Raw genomic sequence first — 23,465 nt, 5'->3', positions numbered from 1 at the left:
GAGCAAGCTCGCTCCTACAGGCCCAGCTCGCGCCAGATCCGCAATACCTGCCGCCGTTCGTCCGCGAACTGGTCGCCCGGTATCACCCCGGCATCCTTCTGCAACGCTTGCCGGTGAGCGGCGGAGCGGTAGGCTTTATAGGCCTCGCGCAACAGTGCGGCGTCTTCGGCGGGCATCAGGCTTTCGTGCTCCAGCTCTTCCAGAATGCGGATATTGTCAGTCCAGCGCAGCAATGGCGGGTGTGTTTCGGACCACGCCAGGGCCGCGTATTGCACCATAAATTCAATATCGACGATACCTCCAGCGTCCTGCTTGAGATCGAACGGCGCCGTAGCCTCGAAGGCATTTGCCCCGGTGCCGGCTGCGGTGCTCTTGCTGCCCAGATTATCGCGCATCTTGGCGCGCATCTCGCTGACCTCCTGACGCAGGGTCGACAGGTCCCGGTGCTTGCCCAGAATCGCCGCGCGCACCTTCTCGAACGCCTGACCGACATCCTGACTGCCCACCAGCACCCGCGCCCGCACCAGCGCCTGATGCTCCCAGGTCCAGGCTTCGTTTTCCTGGTAACGGGCAAATGCCCCCAGCGAACTCACCAACAAGCCCGACGCACCAGACGGTCGCAGGCGCATGTCCACTTCATACAGCTGGCCGGAGTTGGTCTGGGCGGTCAGCAAATGAATGATCCGCTGCCCGAGCCGGGTAAAGAATTGCGCGCCATCGATCGGCTTCGGTCCGTCGGTTTCCGCCTGGGGATCGCCATCGTGAATGAACACCAGATCCAGATCGGAACCATGCCCGAGTTCCAGGCCACCGACTTTCCCGTAACCGACAATAATAAAGCCGGGATCGCACAACGTGCCGTCGGTGCGTAGCGGCGTGCCGTATTTGGCCACGGTCTGGCGCCAGGCCAGGGCCAGCACTTGCTCGAGTATCGCTTCGGCGAGCCAGGTCAGGTAATCGCTGACTTTCATCAACGGCAGGCTGCCGGCGATTTCCGAGGCAGCGACTCGCAAGCGGTGCGCCAGTTTGAAATGCCGCAGCGCTTCCATTTGCTGTTCGAGGTCGTCCTCGGGAATTCGCGTCAGGCGTTCGCGCAACTCGGCGGCCAGTTCCGGCGCCAGAGGCGGCTTGAACAACCGGCCTTCGTTGAGCAATTCGTCGAGCAGTAACGGGAAACGGGTGATTTGTTCAGCGATCCACGGGCTCGCGGCGCACAGGGTCAGCAAGCGTCGCAGTGCGCCGGGGTTTTCCGTCAGCAACACCAGATAAGCGGACCGCCGGGCCACGGCCTCAACCAGTGGCAGCACCCGCTCCAGCACCAGATCCGGGTTGGCATGCTCGACAGCCTGAGCGAGCAAGCGCGGAATAAAGGCATCGAGGCGTTCACGCCCCAAGCGTTGCATCGCGCGAAGCTGCGGGCTGCTGCGCAAACCGGCCAACGTTTTCAAGGCCTTGGCAGCATCGGCGAAACCACCCTCTTCCAACTGACGACAAGCGGCTTCTTCGTCCTGGGCCTCTTCCCACAGCGGTAGCCACTCACCGCCCACCACCACTTCGCTTTCAGCGCCTTCCTCTTCGTCTGGATCGGCAATCACCTGACCGAAGTGCCACGCCACGCGACCGCGCCAATACATAAGCCGCTCATGAAAAGCCGCCCAATCGTCAAATCCCAACATAAAGGCAATTCGCGCCTGATCCTGCGCGCCATCCGGCAGCATCTGGGTCTGGCGGTCGGCAATCGCCTGGATCGCGTGCTCGGTGTAGCGCAGGAATTCGTAGCCTTCGCGCAGTTCGCTGATCACCGCCGAAGGCAGATACCCCTGACCTTCCAGCGTGCTCAGTACTTTTAATAACGGACGTTGCTGCAGGCTCAGGTCGCGACCACCATGGATCAGCTGGAACGCCTGGGCGATGAATTCCACTTCACGGATGCCGCCGGCGCCGAGCTTGATGTTGTCGGCCATGCCCTTGCGTCGGACTTCCTGCTGGATCAGCTGCTTCATGGTGCGCAGCGCTTCGATCGCCGAGAAGTCCAGATAGCGTCGGTAAACGAACGGCCGCAGCATCTCTTGCAATTGCGCACCTGCGACCTGATCGCCGGCCACCACCCGCGACTTGATCATCGCGTAGCGCTCCCAGTCACGACCCTGGTCTTGGTAATACTGCTCCAGCGCGTTGAAACTCAGCACCAGCGCGCCGGCCGAACCGTAGGGGCGCAAACGCATGTCGACGCGGAACACGAAGCCATCGACCGTCATCGGGTCCAGGGCCTTGATCAGGCGCTGGCCGAGACGAATGAAAAATTCCTGATTATCCAGCGAACGTTTCACGCCGACTGTTTCACCGCCCTCGGGGTAGGCGAAGATCAGGTCGATGTCGGACGACAGGTTCAACTCCACCGCGCCGAGCTTGCCCATCCCAAGGATGACCATCTGCTGTGGCTCGCCACTGCGACGACCGGTCGGTACGCCGAATTGCTGGCAGTGCCGCGAGTACAACCACTGATAGGCCTGATCAATGCAGGCATCGGCCATGTCCGAGAGGTCGCGGCAGGTCTGCACCAGATCCGCCTGGCGGGTCAGATCGCGCCAGATGATCCGGACTTGATGGCGGGCGCGCTGGCGGCGCAGGGCACGACCGAGTCCATCCTCGCTGTCCTGCGCATTCACCGCGGTCGCGATCTGTGCGCACAACTCACCGGGCGCAAAGTTGCGATCCAGCTCGCCGGACTGCACCAGCTCCAGCAACATCAATGGGTCACGCACACTCTGTTCAACCACGTAGTCGCTGGCTGCGGTGACGCGGGCCCATTGCGCCCAGCGTTCAGGCGTCCACACGGATAAATCATGTTCATCGCCCAGTCCTGCGACGGCAGTGCGCAACGACTGCTCGGCGCGGGAGACAAACGGCAGGAGAGTGCCGGGCAGTTCGGCAAGCGAAGGGAGGCTCATGGTCTATCCTTGATCGGCGTGTAATGGACCGCATGTAGTGAATTCTGATAAAGCACTACCTGAAGGACTGTCGAACAAAGGTTAGAAATAGCTGAGATTTCTGTGTTTTTGGCAGCCAGCATCAAGCTTTCACCTTTCCTGGTTGGAAAAAGACCAACCTTAACGATTATTCTCACAACGCAGCCGGAGGCCACAAGCCGCTCATCTGTAGTTTTACTACTCGTCTATACATTCGAAAGGCTGAAATGCCCGAAGATTTGTAGTAAAACTACACGCCGCCGGAACAACCTCTCGGCAATCCAAGAATTTATATCGTCTGCCCACAAGGCCAGTCGCAAACTCAGGCAACCGATTCTGGAAGCCTTTCCGCCCTGGAGCAAGCCATGCAAGACCTCGATCCCGTCGAAACCCAGGAATGGCTGGACGCCCTGGAATCGGTTCTCGACAAAGAAGGCGAAGACCGCGCTCACTATCTGATGACCCGTATGGGCGAACTTGCGACCCGCAGTGGTTCGCAATTGCCTTACGCCATCACCACGCCATACCGCAACACCATCCCCGTTACCCACGAAGCACGCATGCCTGGCGACCTGTTCATGGAACGCCGCATTCGCTCGTTGGTACGCTGGAACGCGATGGCCATGGTGATGCGTACGAACCTGAAAGATTCTGACCTGGGCGGTCACATCTCCAGCTTCGCCTCCAGCGCAACGCTGTATGACATTGGCTTCAACTATTTCTTCCAGGCCCCGACCGACGAACACGGCGGCGACCTGATTTACTTCCAGGGTCACACCTCGCCAGGCGTTTACGCCCGTGCGTTCATGGAAGGTCGCATCACCGAAGACCAGATGAACAACTTCCGTCAGGAAGTCGACGGTCACGGCCTTTCGTCCTACCCGCACCCATGGCTGATGCCTGACTTCTGGCAGTTCCCGACCGTATCCATGGGTCTGGGCCCGATCCAGGCGATCTACCAGGCACGCTTCATGAAGTACCTGGAAGCCCGTGGCTTCATCCCTGAAGGCAAGCAAAAAGTCTGGTGCTTCCTGGGCGACGGCGAGTGCGACGAGCCGGAATCCCTGGGTGCCATCTCGTTGGCTGGCCGCGAGAAGCTCGACAACCTGATCTTCGTCATCAACTGCAACCTGCAGCGCCTCGATGGCCCGGTTCGCGGCAACGGCAAGATCATCCAGGAACTCGAAGGCGTGTTCCGCGGTGCTCAGTGGAATGTGACCAAAGTCATCTGGGGCCGTTTCTGGGACCCACTGCTGGCCAAAGACGTCGACGGTATCCTGCAACGTCGCATGGACGAAGTCATCGACGGCGAGTACCAGAACTACAAAGCCAAAGACGGCGCGTTCGTACGTGAACACTTCTTCAACTCGCCAGAACTCAAGGCGATGGTTGCTGATCTGTCTGACGACGAAATCTGGAAACTCAACCGTGGCGGCCACGACCCGTATAAGGTCTACGCGGCGTACCACGAAGCGGTCAACCACAAAGAACAACCGACCGTCATCCTGGCCAAGACCATCAAAGGTTATGGCACCGGTGCCGGCGAAGCGAAAAACACGGCGCACAACACCAAGAAAGTTGATGTTGAAAGCCTGAAGCTGTTCCGCGATCGCTTCGACATTCCGGTCAAAGACGAAGAGCTGGAGAACCTGCCGTTCTTCAAGCCAGAGCCAAACAGCGCTGAAGCCCGTTACCTGAGCGAGCGTCGCACTGCACTGGGCGGTTTCGTGCCACAGCGCCGCGCGCAGAGCTTCAGCGTGCCGACCCCGTCGCTCGATACCCTCAAGGCCATTCTTGATGGTTCGGGCGACCGTGAAATTTCCACCACCATGGCGTTCGTGCGGATCCTCGCGCAACTGGTCAAGGACAAGGAAATCGGTCCACGCATCGTCCCGATCATCCCGGACGAAGCCCGTACCTTCGGTATGGAAGGCATGTTCCGTCAGTTGGGCATCTACTCGTCCGTCGGCCAGCTCTACGAGCCAGTCGATAAAGACCAGGTGATGTTCTACAAAGAAGACAAGAAGGGCCAGATCCTCGAAGAAGGCATCAACGAAGCGGGCGCCATGAGCTCCTTCATCGCTGCCGGTACTTCGTACTCCAGCCACAACCAGCCAATGCTGCCGTTCTACATCTTCTACTCGATGTTCGGCTTCCAGCGTATCGGCGACCTCGCCTGGGCAGCTGGCGACAGCCGTACCCGTGGCTTCCTGATCGGCGGCACCGCAGGCCGGACCACGCTGAACGGCGAAGGCCTGCAACACGAAGACGGTCACAGCCACATCCTGGCTGCCACCATCCCGAACTGCCGCACCTTTGATCCAACCTACGGCTATGAGCTGGCGGTGATCATCCAGGACGGCATGAAGAAGATGACCGAAGAGCAACAGGACGTTTTCTACTACATCACCGTGATGAACGAATCCTACCAGCAGCCAGCCATGCCGGCCGGTGTAGAGGAAGGCATCATCAAGGGCATGTACCTGCTCGAGGAAGACACCCGCGAAGCGGCGCACCACGTTCAGCTGATGGGCTCCGGCACCATCCTGCGTGAAGTTCGTGAAGCAGCGAAGATTCTGCGTGAAGAGTTCAACGTCGGCGCTGACGTATGGAGCGTTACCAGCTTCAACGAACTGCGTCGCGATGGCCTGGCCGTCGAGCGCAGCAACCGTCTGCACCCGGGCCAGAAGCCTAAACTGAGCTACGTCGAAGAATGCCTGAACGGCCGTAAAGGTCCGGTCATCGCCTCTACCGACTACATGAAGCTGTTCGCTGAGCAAATTCGTCAGTGGGTCCCGTCCAAGGAATTCAAAGTCCTGGGCACCGACGGTTTCGGCCGCAGTGACAGCCGTAAGAAGCTGCGTCACTTCTTCGAAGTCGACCGTCATTTCGTGGTGTTGGCAGCCCTGGAAGCCTTGGCTGACCGTGGTGACATCGAACCCAAGGTCGTGGCTGAAGCCATCGCCAAGTTCGGTATCAACCCGGAAAAACGCAACCCACTGGACTGCTGAGGAGACACTCTGTGAGCGAACTCATTCGCGTACCTGACATCGGCAGCGGTGAAGGTGAAGTAATTGAACTGTTTGTGAAGGTCGGCGACCGTATCGAAGCCGACCAGAGCATCCTGACGCTTGAGTCGGACAAGGCGAGCATGGAAATTCCTGCGCCCAAGGCCGGCATCGTCAAAAGCCTGAAAGTAAAAATCGGCGATCGCCTGAAAGAAGGCGACGAGCTGCTGGAGCTGGAAGTCGAAGGTGCCGCTGCTGCGGCCCCTGCGGCTGCCGCTGCGCCGGCTGCCAAGGCGCAACAAGCGAAACCGGCAACTGCTCCGGCCGCCGCCGCGGCTCCAGCCCCTGCTGCCGCGCCTGCTGCCGCTTCGGTTCAGCAAGTGCACGTGCCGGACATCGGTTCGTCGGGCAAGGCCCAGATCATCGAGATCCAGGTCAAGGTCGGCGACACCGTCGAGGCTGATCAATCGCTGATCACCCTGGAATCCGACAAAGCCAGCATGGAAATCCCTTCGCCCGCCGCTGGCGTGGTCGAAAGCATCAGCGTCAAGCTCAACGACGAAGTCGGCACCGGCGACCTGATTCTGGCCCTGAAAGTGGCAGGTGCCGCGGCACCGGCTGCCGCCGCGCCAGCTCAAGCTGCTGCGCCTGCTGCCGCTGCTCCGGCACCTGCCGCTGCGGCTCCTGCTGCACCGGTTGCCGACAGCGTTCAGGACATTCACGTCCCGGACATCGGCTCGTCGGGCAAGGCCAAGATCATCGAAGTCCTGGTCAAGGCCGGCGACACCGTTGAAGCCGACCAGTCGCTGATCACCCTGGAATCCGACAAGGCCAGCATGGAAATCCCATCGCCTGCCGCTGGCGTGGTGGAAAGCGTTTCCATCAAGCTGGATGACGAAGTCGGTACGGGCGACCTGATCCTCAAGCTGAAAGTCAAAGGCGCGGCGCCTGCTGCTGCCCCGGCCGCTGCTGCACCGAGTGCTCCGGCTCCAGCCGCTGCAGCACCTGCTGCTCCGGTAGCCGCCGCACCGGTTGCTGCGCCAGCCGCTACGCCAACCAAGCCAGGCGCCAAGGTTCACGCTGGCCCGGCTGTTCGCCAACTGGCCCGTGAATTCGGCGTCGAGTTGAGCGCGGTCAGCCCAAGCGGTCCGCACGGTCGTGTGCTCAAAGAAGACGTGCAGGTTTACGTCAAAGCCATGATGCAGAAGGCCAAGGAAGCACCGGCCGCTGCTGCGGGCGCAACCGGCGGCGCGGGCATCCCGCCGATTCCGGTCGTGGACTTCAGCCGCTTCGGTGAAACCGAAGAAGTGCCGATGACTCGCCTGATGCAAATCGGCGCGTCGAGCCTGCATCGCAGCTGGCTGAACATTCCACACGTGACTCAGTTCGATTCGGCTGATATCACCGAGCTGGAAGCGTTCCGTGTCGCTCAGAAGGCCGTTGCAGAGAAGGCTGGCGTCAAGCTGACCATCCTGCCGCTGCTGCTCAAATCCTGCGCGCACCTGCTCAAGGAACTGCCGGACTTCAACAGTTCGTTGGCACCTAGCGGCAAGGCGATCATCCGCAAGAAGTACGTGAACATCGGCTTCGCGGTCGACACGCCTGAAGGCCTGCTGGTACCGGTCATCAAGAACGTCGACCAGAAGAGCCTTCTGCAGCTTGCGGCTGAAGCGGCTGCGCTGGCTGCCAAAGCCCGCGACAAAAAGCTCACCGCTGACGACATGCAGGGCGCCTGCTTCACCATTTCCAGCCTCGGCCACATTGGCGGCACCGGCTTCACGCCGATCGTCAACGCGCCGGAAGTGGCGATCCTCGGTGTTTCCAAGGCAACCATCCAGCCAGTCTGGGACGGCAAAGCCTTCCAGCCGAAACTGATGCTGCCGCTGTCGCTGTCCTACGATCACCGTGTGATCAACGGCGCCGCTGCTGCACGCTTCACCCAGCGTCTGAGCAGCCTGCTGGCGGACATCCGCACCATCCTGCTGTAACACCGGCCGGCCCTCCTTCACCGGAGGGCCAGCTGCGCACCTTGTTTCCGAGCGCCACGCTCGTACCTCAACCCCGCCAATTTGGCGGGGCTTTTTTTGCCCTGCGCAAACGACTTCCTACATCCGTGGCTTATATCGGCCACAACTCAAGTCGACTTCGGCCCGGTATTTTTTACCGACCACTCACTAAGCTTATTCAACTGATTTCTATATAACCCTTGGCAAAAACGCCATCGCTTAGTTAGTTCTACTTCGAATGGATTCGAATATGTTAAAGCCCACCGTCGGCCCGATTATTGGCCACACTACAACACACCACGCACGTATATTTTTGCGCGGTGAATTACAGAACAACGCGCTGGTATTTGCCGGCATTCGTTATCGACGACTCGGTGACGAGCGCTGGTCAAAAGGCACTTTTGCAAAACTGACTCCCTTGCGCGACATGGCCGATGTCATTGCACTCAATGACCTTGCCGCCGGCACCGAGTACGAGTATCAGGCGGGCTGGTTCAGCCCCATGAGCCCGGTGCACACCGTGGAGACAGTCCAGGAGCTGCCGTTGCAATGGCCGCGGGACATCTACCGCCTGCGCACACCGTCCAACGCTGTCACGACGCCACGGGCCTACATCGTCGGGTCATGCCGTTACCTGCGGATGACGCTGGGCATGCCTTCTGACCCCCATCTGGGGGACCGGATTTTCGCCTCGATCACGAAGCTTGCGCAGCGCGCTGTCCCGCCCATCAGCGCGTTGTTGATGACCGGCGATCAAGTCTATGTCGATGACCTGAACATCATTGCCCCCGACCGAAAACTCAAGGAGATACTCCGCAAGTACCGCGCGGCTTTTTCCCAACCAAACATTAAAACGTTAATGTCCAGCGTACCGACTTACATGATCCTCGACGACCATGAAATCGAAGACAACTGGCCGGCCAACAAAGGTAACAACGATGACTATTTATATAAAAATGCCATCGCGGCTTATGAGTTATATCAAGCCAGCCACAGCCCGGCGCACGAGTTCCTGGCCAACTGGCAACCCGATCAACGCCTGAACCGATATTGGTATCAGTTCAGCGAAGGCGATATTGAATGGTTTGTCACCGACAGCCGGACCCGACGCAACCTGTCGGCCGATGACCGCCGCATTCTCGATGCAGGGCAGGAACAGGCCTTGTGCAATTGGCTGATCCACAGCCCGGCCAGAGTTAAATTCGTGGTCACCAGCGTGATGTTCTACCCCGACCGCAAACGCAAGGGCGACGACGCCTGGCAAGCCTTCCCGGAACAACGCCTACGATTGCTGGAGACGATTCGCACGCACCGCATCAAGAACGTCATCTTCATTTCCGGCGATGTCCACGGCTCGCTGACCAGTCGACTGACCCACAGTGACGACCCGGATTTCGAGATTCACACCATCGTTTCGTCACCCCTGTGCAACAGCAAAATGCTGCCATATGCCAAGGCGGCGACCTTCATTCTCGATCAAGCGCTGGCCCGGACAACCGCAGGTGAATATCGGCATGAATTGACCAGCGAGGTGATCAGCCAGGACAACTTTGCGCACCTGATCGTGGATTCGGAACAGATTCGCGTCAGTTACCACGACCGGGACGGCAAGCTGCTGCAATCGACCCACATAAAACTGCGTTGAACTGTAGGAGCGAGCTTGCTCGCGATGGACGTTAACGATGAAGCGTTCTTTGTGAATAAACGCATTGCTCTCTAGTCCATCGCGAGCGAGCTCGCTCCTACAAAGGCTCGAAAACGGTCTTTTAGCCGCTAATTGAAGAAATCTCTTTCCCTGCCGACATATTCTTATAGCACTTAGCCTTCATCTCTCTTGTCAGTCGGTGCCGCAATGATGCAACCTTGCCGCAGACAACAGTAAAGAGGGCGAGAGCCCGGCGCGATCAGCATTTTCGAAGCGAGTTTCCCTCAATGAAAAGCCAACCCGATGCCGCCAGCCGTATGGTGGCCGAGGTAGTGACGCAGTTGCCTGTGCCCTCGCGGCTCGGCATGCTGCGTTTCGAACGGCTGAATGAGGCGAGCTGGGCGCTACTGTTTCTCGATCCCAATTGCGAGCGTGCGTTTGGTCTGCCAGCCGTGGAGCTGTGTGCCCTGGTCGATTCACCCTACGCCAGCCTGATGGAGCCCGAAGCGCGCTATCAACTGCACGACGCGATTCAGCAACAACTCAGCAACAGCCCGCATTACCTGATCCGCTACAAGCTGCACACCGCCAAAGGCTCCCTGAACCTGCTCGAACTGGGCGAAGCTTACCGACAGCACAATCGGCACTTGTTGCGCGGCTACCTGATGGTCGTGGACCGATTGTTCGAAGGTGAACAACTGCTGCCCACGCAGGACCTGGAAACCCAGAACTCGCGCCTGCAAATCGCCCTGGAACTCAATCAACGCGCCCAGCAGGAACAGCTGTTGCACCTGGAACGGGTGCGTGCCCAGCAGGACTTGATCCTGTTGCTGACCCGCCAGCGCTACAGCTCCAACAATTCCCTGCAAGAAGCCGCCGAGCTGATCACCCGCAGCGCCTGCGACATCTACGCAATCGACAGCGCCAGCCTGTGGAACCTCGAAGGTTCGATGCTGGTGCCGATTTCGGCCTATCACCGCAGCAACCGGGAAGATGTATTGCCGGAACCGATCGACGTCAGTGTTTTCCCCGATTACCTCGACGCCTTGCAAACCGGTCGCGCCATTGATGCGCATAACGCCATCCGCGATCCGCGCACCCGGGAAATGGCCGAAAGACTGCGCCAGCGCGACGTAAACGCCATGCTCGACGCCAGTATCCGGGTCGACGGCCAAGTGGTCGGCGTGCTCTGCCTGGAACAGACCGGCGTGACACGCGCCTGGCAATCGGATGAAATCGCCTTTGCCGGCGAGCTGGCGGATCAGTTCGCCCAAGTCATCAACAACCATAACCGTCGTACCGCTACCAGCGCACTGCACCTGTTCCAGCGTGCGGTGGAGCAAAGCGCCAACGCCTTTCTGCTGGTCAATTGCGACGGTGTGGTGGAATACGTCAACCCGAGCTTCACTGCGATTACCCAGTACACCACCGATGAAGTCCACGGTCAGCGACTGTCGGAACTGCCGGCCCTGGAAAACCTCAGCGAACTGTTGTTCGACGCGCCCTCGGCGCTGGCCAAGAGCAATAGTTGGCAGGGCGAATTCAAGAGCCGTCGCAAAAACCTCGAACCTTACTGGGGTCAGTTGTCGATTTCCAAGGTCTACGGTGATAACCGCGAACTGACCCATTACATCGGCATCTACGAAGACATCACCCAGACCAAGCTCGCCCAGCAACGCATCGAGCGCCTGGCCTACACCGACAACCTGACCAACCTTGGCAATCGCCCGGCGTTCATCCGCAACCTCGACGAACGCTTCGCCCGAGACAGCGATACGCCCATCAGCCTGCTGCTGGTGGACATCGACAACTTCAAGCGGATCAACGACAGCCTCGGCCACCAGACCGGCGACAAACTGCTGATCAGCCTGGCCCGGCGCCTGCGCAACAGCCTGATCCCGAGCGGCAGCCTGGCACGCTTCGCCAGTAACGAGTTTGCGGTGCTGCTGGACAACACCGACCTGCACACGGGCCAACAAGTCGCCAACCAGCTGCTGATGACCCTCGACAAACCGATGTTCGTCGACAACCAGCTGATCAGCGTCACCGGCTCCGTGGGCCTGGCTTGCGCGCCGTTGCATGGCCGCGACCCGCAAACCCTGATGCGTAACGCCGGCCTCGCGCTGCACAAGGCCAAGGCCAACGGTAAACATCAGGTTCAGGTGTTCACCGAGGCGCTGAATGCCGAGGCCAGCTACAAACTGTTCGTGGAGAACAACCTGCGCCGCGCCCTGACCCAGAACGAGCTGGACGTGTTCTATCAGCCCAAGCTGTGCCTGCGCAGTGGCCGTTTGCTGGGCATGGAAGCGCTGCTGCGCTGGAACCATCCGGAAAAAGGCATGATTCGCCCGGACCAGTTCATCAGCGTCGCCGAAGAAACCGGCCTGATCATTCCGATTGGCAAGTGGGTCGCCCGCCAGGCCTGCCGCATGAGCAAAGACCTCACCGCTGCGGGCCTGGGCAATCTGCAAGTGGCGATCAACCTGTCGCCCAAACAGTTCTCCGACCCGGACCTGGTGTCGTCGATTGCCAACATCCTCAAGGAAGAAGCGCTGCCGGCGAACCTGCTGGAGCTGGAGCTGACCGAAGGCTTGCTACTGGAAGCCACCGAAGACACCCACTTGCAGCTCGACCAACTCAAACGCCTGGGCCTGACCCTGGCCATGGATGACTTCGGCACCGGTTACTCGTCGCTGAGCTACTTGAAAAAATTCCCGATCGACATCATCAAGATCGATCGAAGTTTCATCCACGAAATCCCGGACAACCAGGACGACATGGAAATCACCTCGGCGGTGATCGCCATGGCCCACAACCTGAAACTCAAGGTCGTGGCTGAAGGCATCGAGACAGCCGAACAGCTGGCCTTCCTGCGCCGCCACCGCTGCGATGTCGGCCAGGGTTATCTGTTCGACCGACCGATCCCGGGCTCCGAGCTGATCGAAAAGCTCAAACGCTACCCGCGCGGCCCAATCCCCTGACAGCTCCCACATTGGGTAGTGCGTAACTGTCCGGCATTAGGCACACTTACGGTCTGTGCAACTACATCCCCAACCTGACTGAGAGGACTGATGATGGTTCTGCGCTCGGAAATCCTGGTGAACAAAAACGTGCTCCCGACTAAAGAACAAGCTCTGCCTGGCCGTGAAACCCCAATGACCGTGCCGGAAAAACACTTCGTCCACGACGCCCCGCTGCTGGGCCCGTTCGTCACCGACGTGGATTTCGCGATCTTCGGCCTGGGCTGCTTCTGGGGCGCGGAGCGCAAGTTCTGGCAGCGCGAAGGCGTGGTCAGTACGGCGGTGGGTTACGCCGGCGGCTTTACGCCGAACCCGACGTATGAAGAAGTCTGCTCGGGCCTGACTGGCCACAGCGAAGTGGTACTGGTGGTCTACGAGCCGGCAAAAGTCAGCTACGAACAGCTGCTGAAGATGTTCTGGGAACTGCACAACCCGACCCAGGGCATGCGCCAGGGCAACGACATCGGCACCCAGTACCGCTCGGTGATCTATGCCACCAATCCGGCACAACTGGAAGCGGCCAAGCACAGCGCGCAAGTGTTCCAGGCTGAGCTGACCAAGGCTGGCAAAGGCACCATCACCACCGAAATCGAAGAAGCGCCAACGTTTTACTTCGCCGAGGCCTATCACCAGCAATACCTGGCGAAAAACCCTGAAGGGTATTGCGGGATTGGCGGTACAGGCGTGACCTGCCCGATCTGATTCAGGCCCAAAAAGCTTCGCGGGCAAGCCTCGCTCCTACGGATCACATCAAACTGTAGGAGCGAGGCTTGCCCGCGAAGGCGTCAGGCCAGACGCCATAGATGCGTCTGATCAACAATCAACTCTCAGCAATCAACCAATCCATCTGCCACCCACCCTGGGTCTGTCCCAACTTCTTGGACAACCACGGGAGCAACTCACGCAATTCCTCTTCCAGCCCCCACGGCGGATTGGCAATGGCCAACCCGGAGCCGTTCAGACTGTTCGGCGTATCCAGCGGATGCACCAGCAACTCCACCCGCAACAACTTCGGTGCGCCCGTACCCGCCAGATCCTGATAAAAACGCCGCAACATGCGCTGGTCCTTCACCGGATACCAGATCGCCGCCACGGTTTGGCGCATCCGGCCAATCGCCTCTTTCAGCGACGCCGCACAGCGCTGCATCTCATCCAGCTGCTCAAACGGCGGATCAATCAACATCACCGCCCGCTTCTCCTGCACCGGCAGCATCGCACGCGGCACATGCCAGCCTTCACCCAGGTGCACCTTCACCCGCCGGTCACCCGCCATGTTGTCTTTGAGCAACACACCATCTTCCGGGTGCTTCTCGTTGAGCATCAGCCGATCTTGCGGGCGCGTCAGACGCCGCGCCAGTTCCGGCGAACCCGGGTAATAGCGCAACTGGCCATCCGGGTTCATGTCGTGCAGCACCTTCATGTAATCGGCGGTCAACGCCGGCAAATCCGGCTGATCCCACAAACGCGCAATGCCTTCCAGGTATTCACCGGTACGGCTCGCCTGATCGCCCTGCAGGTCATACAGACCAATGCCGGCGTGAGTATCGAGATAGGCAAACGGCTGCTCCTTGCGCGACATCAAAGCGATGAGGCGGGTCAAAGTCAGGTGTTTGAACACATCGGCGTGATTGCCGGCATGGAAGGCGTGACGATAATTCATGATTGCTCCTGCGAAGGCCCGGAAGTTTACCTTGTACCGAGCCCAACGTCAGGGCCTCACAGCCGAGCGGCTGCGCTACGCGGTGATCGCACCCCCTGTAGCAGCTGGCGAAGCCTGCGTTCGGCTGCGCAGCAGTCGTAAACCCTGCCTGCACGGTGCCCCTGAAATACCGCGAGTGCTGATTTTACGACTGCTGCGCAGCCGAACGCAGGCTTCGCCAGCTGCTACAAAACGTGCGTCTCCGCCAGAATTGCTTAACTGAACAGCATCAGGGAAAGCCCCTAGGCGCTACTCCGAAGCCCGCGCCCGCAACCGCCGCCCAACCACATCCAGCACATCACACCCATCCCGCAACGCAATGGCACACAGCAACGCAAAGTCGCTGAGGATAAAGGATTCACACTCAATCGAACCCCGCATCGACAGGTTCTCAAGCACCTGGGTGACGGCGCGAATTCGATAGCTGGCTGCGTCATACAAAACATCGAGCGGCGCTTGGGTATCGACGAACAGGGTGGGCATGTCACTGCAATTGCTGGTGAGCGCCATGAAGCGGTTTTCGGGGTGGGGGATTGGTTTTTCGTAGGGTGGATCTGGGTGAAGTGTTGTCATTGATCTGATTCCTAACGTATGAATTGGAACCGCCAGCAATCACTTCCACGCAATAGGTGGCGGCTGTACGCAGGTGTGGAAGACCGAGACGTTAGGCACTCGGCGCACTCGAAAGCGCCCCGCGCACAGCCACCATAAAACACAGACGATAAAAAACGCCGAACTGGTGGCGCTTGACGCGCCTAACGATAGAAGGGCTTCCACGCCCTGTCACTGAATTTGCAGTGACCGCCAAAGACTATCGATGGCGCCCGTTGTGCACCAGTTCATGGAAACCGCTACAACTTGAAGGAAACGTCCGACGACCTTGCCCGGAAATCTTCGTTGCCTGTAAGACCGCCTTCGCGGGCAAGCCTCGCTCCTACAGGGACGAGGCAGCCCACCAAAAATGGGAACGACTTCAATCCTGTGGGAGCGTGGCTTGCCCGCGAATTGAGCGCGAAGCGGTCATAAAATCTATCTGCCTCAAAGATAACAAGCCTTACCAAGTTGATTGATCTTCGAGGCTGGCTTTATGGAGGTCGTCTTTCCAAACCTCTTTCGCCAGCGTGTAGACATGCTGGAGAAACTCCCGAGGGTTCTCCAATTCGTACCACTCACCACGAGGCCAGCTCGCAGCTTCATCCTCGTCAATATCAAACAAACCCTGAAAGTCATAACTTTCGTCATTCAGCTTATTTGCCAAAGACTCCACCAAAACAAATTTATGGCGATAGGACAAATAGTCTAAATCCAAGCTGTATTTTTTGATCAGCTCGGCTCTATCGTCAGTATCATTAGGATCATAGACTTCAAGCTCGGCACCGAGAGTCTCTTCGCGGTCATAAACTCCAAAAACCCCAATAAACCACATTAAGTCCGGCCGAAACTCTTCATTTAAAAATGGATCAAGCAACATTATTTCTTCTCCGCAGGAAAACCTGTAAAGGGTCGCGTCACATCGTATTTATCAAACTTAACTTCAAACCAATTCAAATCTTCATTTAGCTTAGGATTGTCTATATTTTTTTTATTTGGCCTATACCCACGACCTGCGCCAGGAAGCTCCATCCTTACAATCGGATTTTTGTTTTGGTCTTTCCCCGTATGGGGGCTCAACCCCAACCTTTCCCTAGTCAATGCTTTATTCAACGCATTGAAATGAACTCTCCAGTTACCGAACTGAGAGCTTAAATTTCCTTTTGCACCTTTCGGAATTTTTCCCGTATGAGGATCCGTTCCGTTAATAGCTCGCTGCTTTAGCGCGTCATCAGATATTTCTGAGCTGTGTTTTTTGACGGTGTGCATGTCGTATTTTTTCTCCATCGCCATAACCCGCCCCTTCGCATTCGCCTCCGCCAACTCATCAATCCTCGCTCGACGCTGCTCGGCCGTCATTTTCGGCAGCGGCGGCTCACCTTCATCAACCTTAGCGCCAGTCGTATCATCCGGCGCCTTACACCCAGGCTTATTCGGCAGCGGACAATTCCCGCTCAACCCCAACGGATCAACCCACCCCGTCGGATTCGGCGTGTACTGATACGAGTTCAGCCCACCCGCCAATTTGATCGGGTCCGGTGTCAGGTACCGTCCAACCTCCGGATCATAGTACCGATGCCGGTTGTAATGCAGACCGCTCTCGCCATCAAAGTACTGCCCCTGAAACCGCAACGGCTGCTCGAGTTCCTCGCCCCCGCCCAACGCGATCCGGGTGACTTTGCCATAGGCGTTGTACTTCGCCGACCAGACAATCTCGCCACCAAAATCTGTTAACTCCTGCGGCGTGCCGAGGTGGTCGAGTTGGTAGTAGAACGGGCAGGCCTGGCGTGGGCCTTTGCCGTCGAGCATGGCTAAGGGGCGGAAGCTGCCGGGTTCGTAGAGGTAGCTGCGGTAGTGCTTGCGGCTGCTTTCGGCGATGAGGTTGTCGCCTTGCCAGAAGAATTCAGTGGTGTGGCCGTCGACGGTTTTGGCGATGCGGCGGCCGAAGGCGTCGTAGCGGTAGCTGGCGCCACGTCCATCCGGTGTCGTGACGCCGACCAAGCGGTGTTGGCAGTCGTAAGCGTATTCGGTGACGAGTTTCTGGGCGGTGCCACGGCGTTCGCGGATCAGGTTGCCGAAGGCGTCGTAGTCGTAATGCCGATCGCCTTGCATCAGCAGGCGGTTGCCTTTGACGGTCGCGGCGCCGGGGCGGTCCTGCATGATCAGGTTGCCGGCCGGGTCGTGAGCGAAGGTTTCCTGTGGGTCGTCGCGGGTGTGGCGCACGCGGGTCAGGCGATTGAGCGGGTCGTAGTAATAGCTGCGCTGGCCGTGGCGGCTGTCGGCGATGGCGGCGAGGTTGCCGTTGACCGCGTAGCTGTAGTGGCGCAGGTATGACGGTCGGGTCTGCTGGTTGAGCGCGTGGGTGTGCAGCCGGCCTTGGTCGTCGTAGTGGTAGTGGCTGGTGAGCTGACCTTGTTGACGTTGCTGTTCGCGACCGAAGGTGAATTGGTGGGTGGTGAGTCGCGCACCATTAAGGTCGATAGCGGTCAGCGCGCCGCCCTTGGCGTGGTGGTAATCGAGTGTGCTGCCGTCCGGCAGGCGCAGGCGGTTGAGCTGGCCGCAGGCGTCATAGCCATAACGCAGCGTGCCCCAGCCTTGATGTTCGGTGATCAGTCGGTCCTGGGGGTCGTACTCGAACTCCAGCGGATGGTCGTGGCCGTCGTCGACGCCGACCAGTCGGCCAAGGCTGTCGTAGCAGTAGTCGACCTTGATGCCGTCGGGCAGTGTCTTGACCAACAACCGTCCGGCCGAGTCGCGCTCATAAGCGGTAATCAGTTGCGAGCCGTCATCGCCGAACTCGGTTTTCTCCAGCAGATGTCCGTTGAGATCGTAGGCGTACGCCGTGCGCTGCCCGTCAAATCCCGTTTCCTGACGGATCAAGCCGCTGGACGTGTAGTCCAGCCGATAGGTTTCGCCGGATTCGTTTTCGATCTCCGTGAGCAACAGCTGGGCGTTGTCGTAGCGGTATTTGAGCTGGGTGCCGTCGGCATTGATCCGACGGCTGACCAGGTGCAAACCGTCGACGTATTCATAGCGCGTGACGCGGCCCAGCTCATCGCGCTCGGCGGTAATCTTGCCGTAGGCGTTGTAGCTGAAGGCGCGCGTAGCACCGGTGGGCAGCGTCGTCTGAATCAGTCGGCCAACGGCATCCCATTGGTACTGAGTGACAGCGCCGTGTTCGTCCTGAGCGGTAATCCGCCGCCCCAGCGCATCGTAGGAACACCGCCGCTGACCACCGTCCGGCAAGGTTTCTTCGAGCAGTTGGCCCAAGGCATTCCAGACGAAGGTGTGGCGGCTGGTGTCCGGGTAGCGGATCGACAGCAGCCGGCCTTGTTCATCGTAGTGATAATGGGTGACCTGACCGTCGGCATCGGTCGCTTCGGTGATGTCACCCTGAGGATTACGCTGATACTTCCAGACAGCTTTGCCGCGATACCGCGCATGCAGGAAACCGTTGCGGTACTCGTAGGCCGTCGGTTCATCTTCCGGCGGAATCAGCGCAACCAGCCGTCCGACCTCGTCGTAGTGGTATTCAGTGACGGTGCCCAGCGGATCCTGTTCGGCAATCAGCCGACCGTTGTCGTCGTAGGCTTTGAGCTGTTCGCCGCCGTCCAACTCGACCTTGCGTACCAGTCGTGCCCGGTCGTCGTGCTGGTAAACCTCTTCGCTGCCATCGATGTTCTGGACAGTGACGCTGCCCTGGTCATCCCAGACATAACGCGCATCCATCTGCGCAAACGACGCCCAGTGACGGATGCATCGCGCGGCCTTGCCGGATCGTTCCCACGCCCAGAAGAAACTCGCCCCACCGGCCAGTTGCCGCCGCAGGATGACGTGCTGATCGTCGTAGTCGTAGCGTTCGCTTTCGTCGGCGGCGTTGCTGGCTTCGATCAGTTGATTGCGGTCGTCATAGCGATAGCTGACCAGCGTCTGTTCGGTGACCCACGCCTCGTCCAACGTGTCCGCCGGGACAAAACGCTGGTAGTCGACGGCGACCAAATGGCGGCGGTCGTAGCGCAACAGCAAGGCGCGGCCGGCGCCATTGTCGAGGCGTTGGAGGCGGTCCTGACGGTCGCGGGTGATACGTAGCCGGTTGTCGTAAGCGTCGCTGATCGCGGTCAGTCGGCCATTAATAAAGTGATAAAACCGCGTCTCATCCCCCGCCTGGGCGAGGATCAGCTCTTCGGGTTCGTCGCCGAGATAAATCGCCGCGCGCGACAGGCTGTTATGGATCGCCGGGCGCTCATTACCAGGCAGCGGGAAAACGGTGCGCCGGTTTTCGTGGTCGATCCAGATGACCGTGTCGCCATCGATGTCCAGTCGATGGGATAACGAATGACTCCAGCCGAACCCGAGGCCGTCATCGATCTCGGCGGCGCTGGTGCGATAGAGCCGGGTGAAGTCGAACGGCAGGATCCCGTCCAGCGCACCGTCGGTGAGGGTCAGCAGTTCTTCGCCGGTAACCATCGACACCGGGCATTTGTTGGTCGCGGTTTTACCGGCGGTATCGGCGCTGTCGCCGTTGGGGTTTTTCGCCTGAACCGGAACGTCGTCGCGGTGTTCGTTTTGCTTGAGCGTGGTGTTGCGTTTGGCATCCCACCGCAACTGCATCCCGCCGTTTTTCACACCCGCTGCGACACCGCGTGCAGCGACCTTTTTGTAGCGGTCTACGTAGGACATGAAGCTGTTGAGGAGGGTGAAGATGGCTTTGACGAAACCCTGTACGGCGCTGACGATCCGGGCGCCGTAATGGGCAAGACGCATGCTCAGGTAGGCAATGCCCGCCCCCGCCCCCGCGAAGGTCAGGACAACCCCGATCAGAATGTCGATGAGCAGTTGCACCACGACCGTGGCCACGCCCTCGGCCGTTTTGCCGGCGATCACGCTGGGCGGCAGCATCTCCAGCCACAGGCTGGCAGTGCGCAGCAGCAAGCACAATGCGGCTTCATCACTGGCCAACAGCTGGACTTTTGCCATCGCCTCCGGCGCGGTCTTTGCGAGCTTGGCCAGCTCATCGGCGCTGCTGCCCAAGCGCTCAACGAATTTGCCGGGATTTTGCAGAATGTCCGAGAGCAGGCTGATGCTGTCCCACACGCCGATGATCGCGGACCAACTCCCCGCGAACATCCCATTACCCGCCGCGGCAAAAGCCGACTGCGACCACTGCGGTTTGAACCCTTCCCACTCACGACGCAGCCAAGCCTCCAGCTGTTCGGTCAGGCCATCGTAAGACTTGAAAAGCTCATCGATCTGCGTCGGCGTGACGTCACTGTGCACATGAACCCGGTAGAACTTGCCGGGAGTGCCTTCGAACGTTCCTTTACCGTTTTCGTCGAGTGTGACCGGCGTTCTCTTGCCGCCCTCTGCCGCAATGACATCAACCTGAATGTTCCCCAGCGGAATGTCGTAAACCGATTCGAACTTGCTCTCGATCTGCAGAATCCCGCTCTTCGGACACTGCGCAACACTGGAGATAAAATCGTCATCACCACTGCTCACCGACGTGGTGGTATCCCCCAGTTTGATCTGCCGCTCCATGCCCATCAGCGAAGGCATGTCCGTAAGGCGGCTGGCCCTGTCCGCGTTACTGCTTAAAAAGCCTCGCAGTTGTTGGCGATACAAAACCAGCGTGTCATTAAAACCATCCAGCGCCTGCTCAATCCGTACGACCTGATCCATCAGTTCAGCTCCGCCATCAGGTAATCCACCAACGCTGATTTCGGTGCATCAGGCAGACCCGGCGACTCAAGAAAGATCGCGACCTTGTGCTGCAAAACACTTTCGGAAAACGCCTCGTAAAGATCAGGGCGCTCTTCGCTCAACCACTGCATCAGGTTGTTGATGCGGGTGGTTGCGCACGCGAGGGCGAGGTGTTGCAGCAACGGCTCAGTGACTTCCCACCAAGGGAAAACCCTTGAGGTTTTCATCGCGGCACCACCGATCTCGAGCGACTGGCCATTGATCAGGCAACGCCCGATCACCGGCAATAATTGCGCCGCACTGACCTGCGCAGACTGAAGGATCGGCAGCAAATAACGCCCATCCCAAAAGCGAAAAAACACCGCGCTGCCATCGGGTAAAAGCACTTGTGTCAGGCTTCGCAAATGTTCGAGCAGTACTTCTTGAGTCGAAGCAGACACCGCCAGCCAACCCCAGTCGCAAGACTCGGTGCTGGCGACCCACTGCAGAAACTCACTGCCCGGATCGACAATGGCGACATAGGGCATGACCGGTTCCCACTCGGCATACCCGGTGTCTGCCCAGATCGGGCTCGGTGCGTGTACCGGGCTGCATCGCTGCCAGGCTTTAAAGGGTTCGGCGGAACTGGCATTGCCGAAAACGGCGAATAACTGCTCGCCAGGCTCAAGCGGCTGGCACTCCAGCCAAGCGTGTGGCGGCAGGCGCTCAGGCTGCACAGGCGCCCCCTTTGCAGCGCTCACATTCTTCGCAGAACGGCGCATCACTTTTCAGGCTCAGAATCTGTGCCGCGCTAAGGGCCAAGCGTGTTTTTTGAGTCGTCGGGGCGCTCAATGTCGGCATCAACGCACCACCCAGCTCTATCGGTACGCTGCTGAAGATCCCGGCGGGGCCGATATTGATCCAGTGCCCGCCTGCCTGAATCGTGGCGCTGGCACCGCCGTCGATGACCACTTGCTGGCCGGCGCTGACGTGGAATTGCCCGCTTGCCTTGAAGGTCTGGTTGTTGACGTTGATGTATCGGTCACCGCGCACGTGCAGGTGATCGTTTGCACCAATGTCCACGCTGCGCTGGTTTCCGACCTGAACGTGCGCGTCCTGCAACACCTGCTGATTCCAGTTTCGCTGGGCCCGCAGGTAGATTTCCTCGGCACCTTTGCGATCCTCGATGCGCAATTCGTTGTAGCCACCGCCCCCCGGACTGCTTTGGGTTCGGAAGGTGCTGCGGGTCTTGTCGGCGGGCAGCTCCAGCGGCAACGGCGTCGAGGCATTGGGCAGGCAACCCATAACGAGCGGCTTGTCGGCGTCGCCGTCGACAAAACCCACCAGCACTTCCATACCGACCCGGGGGATCAATACGCTGCCGTAGCGGTTGTGAGCCCAGCCGGAAGCAACTCGCAACCAACAACTGGAATGCTCGTCCAACTGGCCGTGCCTGTCCCACAACAGCTGAACCTTGACCCGGCCGTACTCGTCGCAATGGATTTCGCTGTCATTCGGGCCGGTGACGACGGCAGCCTGATAGCCCGCGACATGCGGTTTTTCGATGAGCGGCGGACGGAACGAAACGTCCCACGGTGTCGCCAGAAAGGTGTTGCGATAGCCCTGAAAATCATCCGGGCTGTCGCTGCTCGCTGACTCTTCCAGCACTTGCGGCTGACGACCCCGGTGTTCGATTTCGGTGATCAACCACAGGTCATTCCACGCCTGACGCGGGTGCTCGGCAAGGTGCAGGAAATGCCCGCTGATTAACGCAGATACGTCACTGCCTCCCTCGGCCTGACGGAAGTCCGCGTTGTGACGCTGAAGCGCTCGTTGAGCCAGATCCCTACCCTGTTCACGATCAGTGAATTGGCCAGGAAAGTGATAGTCCTCCAGCACCGGCCGTTGTTCGCTATCACTGCGGCTCTCAAGCGCCAGGCGCGGTTTATGGAAATCGTAATCACGGAGGGTTACCGCCGTGGTGCGGGTTTCCAGGCGCACATTGAAACGCTTGATCGTCGGTGCATCCGCGACCAAGCCGCTGCCGGGGAGGTAGAGGGTCGGCTCCGACAGACGCGGGAAAACGGTCTGGTCATCGCCGAAGACCAACAGATGCCCATCGGGGCTGTGCTGGAAATGGTAGTGAATACCGATCTCGGCACACAGGCGCTGGATGAATGCCAGATCGCTTTCCGCGTATTGCACGCAGTACGCGCGCGGCGAGTAGTCGCTGCCGAGTTGAAACTCAAAGGCATCGCGCTGAATGCCGTGGTCCTTCAGAACCTGCGCAATGATCGCCGGCACGCTTTGGTGCTGGAAGATCCGCTGATTGATGCGCTGACCGAGGTAGCTCAGACGCGGGACCAGGCTGACTTGATAGCGCGTCAGCCGTTGGCCGGTCTCCCCTTGGCCCACTCGAAAAACCTGACCGTGAATACCGCAATCTTGTGCATCGAAACTCAGAAACGCCTGACGATGTAGCAGGCTTTCAAGCTCGATGTCCGGGCGATCGCTGACCAGCTCAAGGTCAAAACGATAGGGCTGGCTGATGGCTTCCTTGCCCGTAAACTCAAGCACCTTGAGGTCATGCCGGTCGCCGTCGACGACCAACGTGAAACGCGGTTGATTAGCAGGAGCGAACATCCGATGTGTCTCTGCAGAACGAAGGCGGGCGATTCTGCATGAGCGACAAGGGGCATTGCGGGAGGGACAGGAAAATCAGATTGGCCCTACTTTTTTAGGGAATTTTCCTTCAAGAATCGGGATGTTTGGCTACAGACATTCCTCATAAGAAGCACTGCAAACACCTGTGGGAGCGAGCTTGCTCGCGATGGCGCCGGGTCAGTCG

The 23,465-nt window shown here is 59.2% G+C and carries 12 protein-coding genes; 5 read left to right on the top strand and 7 right to left on the bottom strand.

Annotation, left to right across the window (positions count from 1 at the left end):
* Positions 1-14: 14 nt before the first annotated feature.
* A complete protein-coding gene (glnE, locus tag ACM6IR_RS01240; RefSeq protein ID WP_414906005.1) occupies positions 15-2,951 on the bottom strand; it encodes a bifunctional [glutamate--ammonia ligase]-adenylyl-L-tyrosine phosphorylase/[glutamate--ammonia-ligase] adenylyltransferase in 2,937 nt (978 codons plus the stop codon).
* A gap of 383 nt (positions 2,952-3,334) precedes the next feature.
* Between glnE and aceE the strand changes: the two genes are divergently transcribed.
* The 5 genes from aceE (at position 3,335) to msrA (ending at position 13,350) form a co-directional block, all read left to right on the top strand.
* A complete protein-coding gene (gene aceE, locus ACM6IR_RS01235) occupies positions 3,335-5,980 on the top strand; it encodes a pyruvate dehydrogenase (acetyl-transferring), homodimeric type (RefSeq protein ID WP_414906004.1) in 2,646 nt (881 codons plus the stop codon).
* 11 nt (positions 5,981-5,991) lie between these two features.
* The gene (gene aceF, locus ACM6IR_RS01230) at positions 5,992-7,965 is read left to right on the top strand and encodes a dihydrolipoyllysine-residue acetyltransferase (protein WP_414906003.1); all 1,974 of its coding nucleotides are present in this window, start codon (positions 5,992-5,994) and stop codon (positions 7,963-7,965) included.
* Between the two features lie 268 nt (positions 7,966-8,233).
* Positions 8,234-9,628 (top strand): alkaline phosphatase D family protein, encoded by a 1,395-nt coding sequence (locus tag ACM6IR_RS01225; protein ID WP_414906002.1) that lies wholly within the window; start codon positions 8,234-8,236, stop codon positions 9,626-9,628.
* Positions 9,629-9,915: 287 nt separating this feature from the next.
* The gene (locus ACM6IR_RS01220) at positions 9,916-12,609 is read left to right on the top strand and encodes an EAL domain-containing protein (protein ID WP_414906001.1); all 2,694 of its coding nucleotides are present in this window, start codon (positions 9,916-9,918) and stop codon (positions 12,607-12,609) included.
* A 93-nt stretch (positions 12,610-12,702) separates the two neighbouring features.
* A complete protein-coding gene (gene msrA, locus ACM6IR_RS01215) occupies positions 12,703-13,350 on the top strand; it encodes a peptide-methionine (S)-S-oxide reductase MsrA (RefSeq protein ID WP_414906029.1) in 648 nt (215 codons plus the stop codon).
* 118 nt (positions 13,351-13,468) lie between these two features.
* Here msrA and ACM6IR_RS01210 read toward each other — a convergent pair whose 3' ends face one another.
* The 6 genes from ACM6IR_RS01210 to ACM6IR_RS01185 all read right to left on the bottom strand — a co-directional run bounded on the left by ACM6IR_RS01210 (position 13,469) and on the right by ACM6IR_RS01185 (position 23,260).
* Positions 13,469-14,308 (bottom strand): 23S rRNA (adenine(2030)-N(6))-methyltransferase RlmJ, encoded by an 840-nt coding sequence (locus ACM6IR_RS01210; protein ID WP_150634746.1) that lies wholly within the window; start codon positions 14,306-14,308, stop codon positions 13,469-13,471.
* 288 nt (positions 14,309-14,596) lie between these two features.
* Entirely contained in the window at positions 14,597-14,920 is a 324-nt protein-coding gene (locus ACM6IR_RS01205) for a hypothetical protein (RefSeq protein ID WP_414906000.1), read from the bottom strand.
* A gap of 481 nt (positions 14,921-15,401) precedes the next feature.
* Entirely contained in the window at positions 15,402-15,818 is a 417-nt protein-coding gene (locus tag ACM6IR_RS01200) for a hypothetical protein (RefSeq protein WP_414905999.1), read from the bottom strand.
* On the bottom strand, positions 15,818-20,617 hold the full coding sequence (locus ACM6IR_RS01195; RefSeq protein ID WP_414905998.1) for an RHS repeat-associated core domain-containing protein: 4,800 nt from the start codon (positions 20,615-20,617) through the stop codon (positions 15,818-15,820). The genes ACM6IR_RS01200 and ACM6IR_RS01195 overlap by 1 nt, the downstream gene beginning before the upstream one ends.
* Positions 20,617-21,354 carry a DUF4123 domain-containing protein gene (locus ACM6IR_RS01190; RefSeq protein WP_414905997.1) on the bottom strand — a complete coding sequence of 246 codons (738 nt, stop codon included), beginning with the start codon at positions 21,352-21,354 and terminating at the stop codon, positions 20,617-20,619. The genes ACM6IR_RS01195 and ACM6IR_RS01190 overlap by 1 nt, the downstream gene beginning before the upstream one ends.
* Complete coding sequence (locus ACM6IR_RS01185; RefSeq protein ID WP_414905996.1) at positions 21,344-23,260, bottom strand: type VI secretion system tip protein VgrG; 1,917 nt, start codon at positions 23,258-23,260, stop codon at positions 21,344-21,346. The genes ACM6IR_RS01190 and ACM6IR_RS01185 overlap by 11 nt, the downstream gene beginning before the upstream one ends.
* Between the last annotated feature and the right edge of the window lie 205 nt (positions 23,261-23,465).

This window comes from Pseudomonas sp. IT-P253 (assembly GCF_949768125.1).
Classification (GTDB): domain Bacteria; phylum Pseudomonadota; class Gammaproteobacteria; order Pseudomonadales; family Pseudomonadaceae; genus Aquipseudomonas.
Note: the sequence above shows the minus strand (reverse complement) of the source record. Positions and strands in the feature narration are given on the sequence as shown.